Consider the following 2773-nt stretch of genomic DNA (forward strand, 5'->3'; position numbering starts at 1 on the left):
GGTTCTTTTCACCTTTCCCTCACGGTACTGGTTCACTATCGGTCACGCAGGAGTATTTAGCCTTACGAGATGGTTCTCGCCGATTCACACGGGATTTCACCTGCCCCATGCTACTCGGGATGCGACCGGCGCCTTCCGGCTTTCGGCTACAGGACTTTCACCTTCTTTGGTGCAGCATTCCAACTGCTTCGCCTAGCCTTCCGGCTACCTTTTGGTCGTCCCACAACCCCGCCCAGCCGTAGCTGGACGGTTTAGGCTCTTTCCCGTTCGCTCGCCGCTACTGAGGAAATCACATTTGTTTTCTTTTCCTACGGCTACTAAGATGTTTCAGTTCGCCGCGTTCGCCCCCTTGGCCTATGGATTCAGCCAAGAGTGACAAGGCTTGCACCTTGCCGGGTTGCCCCATTCGGGCATCTGCGGATCACCGCCTTTGTCCAGCTCCCCGCAGCGTTTCGTCGGTAACACGCCCTTCCTCGCCTCTGCGTGCCTAGGTATCCACCGTGCGCCCTTAACTGACTTGACCACAACCACAAACATCGGTGTTCTACCTGCTTCATGCTTCCACTTTCGGAAGCATGACGCTCTCTTGCTATGCAGTTTTCAAAGTGCTGGCCGGTTCAACCCGGCTAAAGACCTGAGCCCACGCTCAACCCTTTAGCCCGATTGTTCACCTCTTCTTCCCCTCAAGGGCAGCCCTCAAATGGTGGAGGTAAGCGGACTCGAACCGCTGGCTTCTGCCGTGCAAAGGCAGCGCTCTACCTACTGAGCTATACCCCCAATCCAGGGCAACCCACTCCCGCTCCCGTCGCCTCACCTCAACCGTCATCCTCAGACTGCTGGGGCCTTGCTGGGGTGACAGTGGGCCATCCTGGACTCGAACCAGGGACCTCACCCTTATCAGGGGTGCGCTCTAACCACCTGAGCTAATAGCCCGCCCCACCAGAACCGTGGTCAACCCTCGCCTCAACCCCGACCAACCTGGGATAACACTTGGACTGCCTACTCGTCTTGAGTGCTTTCGGCTCCGTCCCCAGTAGGTCTCCCTAAAAGGAGGTGATCCAGCCGCACCTTCCGGTACGGCTACCTTGTTACGACTTCACCCCAGTCACCAGCCCTGCCTTCGGCGGGTGCTCCGACTTCGGGCATGGCCAGCTCCCATGGTGTGACGGGCGGTGTGTACAAGGCCCGGGAACGTATTCACCGCAGCATGCTGATCTGCGATTACTAGCGATTCCGCCTTCACGCAGGCGAGTTGCAGCCTGCGATCTGAACTGAGACGCGGTTTTTGGGATTGGCTCCCGCTCGCGCGTTCGCTGCCCTCTGTCCGCGCCATTGTAGCACGTGTGTAGCCCAGAGCGTAAGGGGCATGCTGACTTGACGTCATCCTCACCTTCCTCCGGTTTGTCACCGGCAGTCTCCCTAGAGTGCCCAACTCAATGCTGGCAACTAGGAACAAGGGTTGCGCTCGTTGCGGGACTTAACCCAACATCTCACGACACGAGCTGACGACAGCCATGCACCACCTGTGTCCGCGCTCCCGTAGGCACCCCCACGTTTCCGCAGGGTTCGCGGCATGTCAAGCCCTGGTAAGGTTCTTCGCGTTGCATCGAATTAAACCACATGCTCCACCGCTTGTGCGGGCCCCCGTCAATTCCTTTGAGTTTCACACTTGCGTGCGTACTCCCCAGGCGGGACACTTAACGCGTTAGCTCCGACACTGACCGGGTTGATACGGCCAACGTCTAGTGTCCATCGTTTACGGCTAGGACTACTGGGGTATCTAATCCCATTCGCTCCCCTAGCTTTCGTACCTCAGCGTCAGTTGAGGCCCAGTTGCGCGCTTCCGCCTCAGGTGTTCTTCCCGATCTCTACGCATTTCACCGCTACACCGGGAATTCCCGCAACCCCTACCTCACTCTAGCCGGCCAGTTTCCAGGGCCTTTCCACAGTTGAGCTGTGGCCTTTAACCCCAGACTTGGCCAGCCGCCTACGTACCCTTTACGCCCAATAATTCCGGATAACGCTTGCCTCCTCCGTCTTACCGCGGCTGCTGGCACGGAGTTAGCCGAGGCTTATTCCTGGGGTACCGTCAATCTTCGTCCCCCAGAAAAGAGGTTTACAACCCAAGGGCCTTCCTCCCTCACGCGGTATTGCTCCGTCAGGCTTGCGCCCATTGCGGAAAATTCCCCACTGCTGCCTCCCGTAGGAGTCTGGGCCGTGTCTCAGTCCCAGTGTGGCGGGCCATCCTCTCAGACCCGCTACGGATCGTCGCCTTGGTAGGCCGTTACCCTACCAACTAGCTAATCCGACGCAGGCTCATCCTTAGGTGGATCGCTCCTTTCAGCTTGCGCCTGTATGGGGTATTAGCAGCCGTTTCCAGCTGTTGTCCCCCGCCTAAGGGTAGATTCCTACGTGTTACTCACCCGTCCGCCACTAACACCCGAAGGTGTCCGTCCGACTTGCATGTGTTAAGCATACCGCCAGCGTTCATCCTGAGCCAGGATCAAACTCTCCGTCTTAGCGCAAGAGCTTGTCTCGGTGGCTTGCTCGCCTAAGTCCCTCTCTCAAGAAACCAGGCGACTTCACAAATTAAAATCTGACAGGGTTGAATGCAAGCAAAGCAGTTGCTTTGCCGTTTGCTTGGCGATGGTTGACCAAACAGCTTGTCAAGGTTCTGGGGCGCCGGGGCTGGGTGGCCTCATCAGCGCTTTACTACCCTAACCCCCATAAACTCATCCCGTCAAGAGATAACTCAAAGTTTTTTCGGCGGAGA

Annotated in this window: 2 tRNA genes and 2 rRNA genes (1 of these 4 only partly in view); all 4 read right to left on the reverse strand. The window is 57.6% G+C overall.

The window, feature by feature from the left end:
* A 23S ribosomal RNA gene (locus tag NW844_RS11975) occupies window positions 1–523 on the reverse strand (it extends 2286 nt beyond the left edge of the window).
* A 178-nt stretch (window positions 524–701) separates the two neighbouring features.
* Window positions 702–777, reverse strand: a tRNA-Ala gene (locus NW844_RS11980).
* An 82-nt stretch (window positions 778–859) separates the two neighbouring features.
* A tRNA-Ile gene (locus tag NW844_RS11985) sits at window positions 860–933 on the reverse strand.
* 113 nt (window positions 934–1046) lie between these two features.
* Window positions 1047–2519, reverse strand: a 16S ribosomal RNA gene (locus NW844_RS11990).
* The 16S and 23S rRNA genes sit together here with 2 tRNA genes alongside, the layout of an rRNA operon.
* Between the last annotated feature and the right edge of the window lie 254 nt (window positions 2520–2773).

It is taken from the genome of Synechococcus sp. H55.2 (genome assembly GCF_047462495.1).
GTDB lineage: Bacteria > Cyanobacteriota > Cyanobacteriia > Thermostichales > Thermostichaceae > Thermostichus.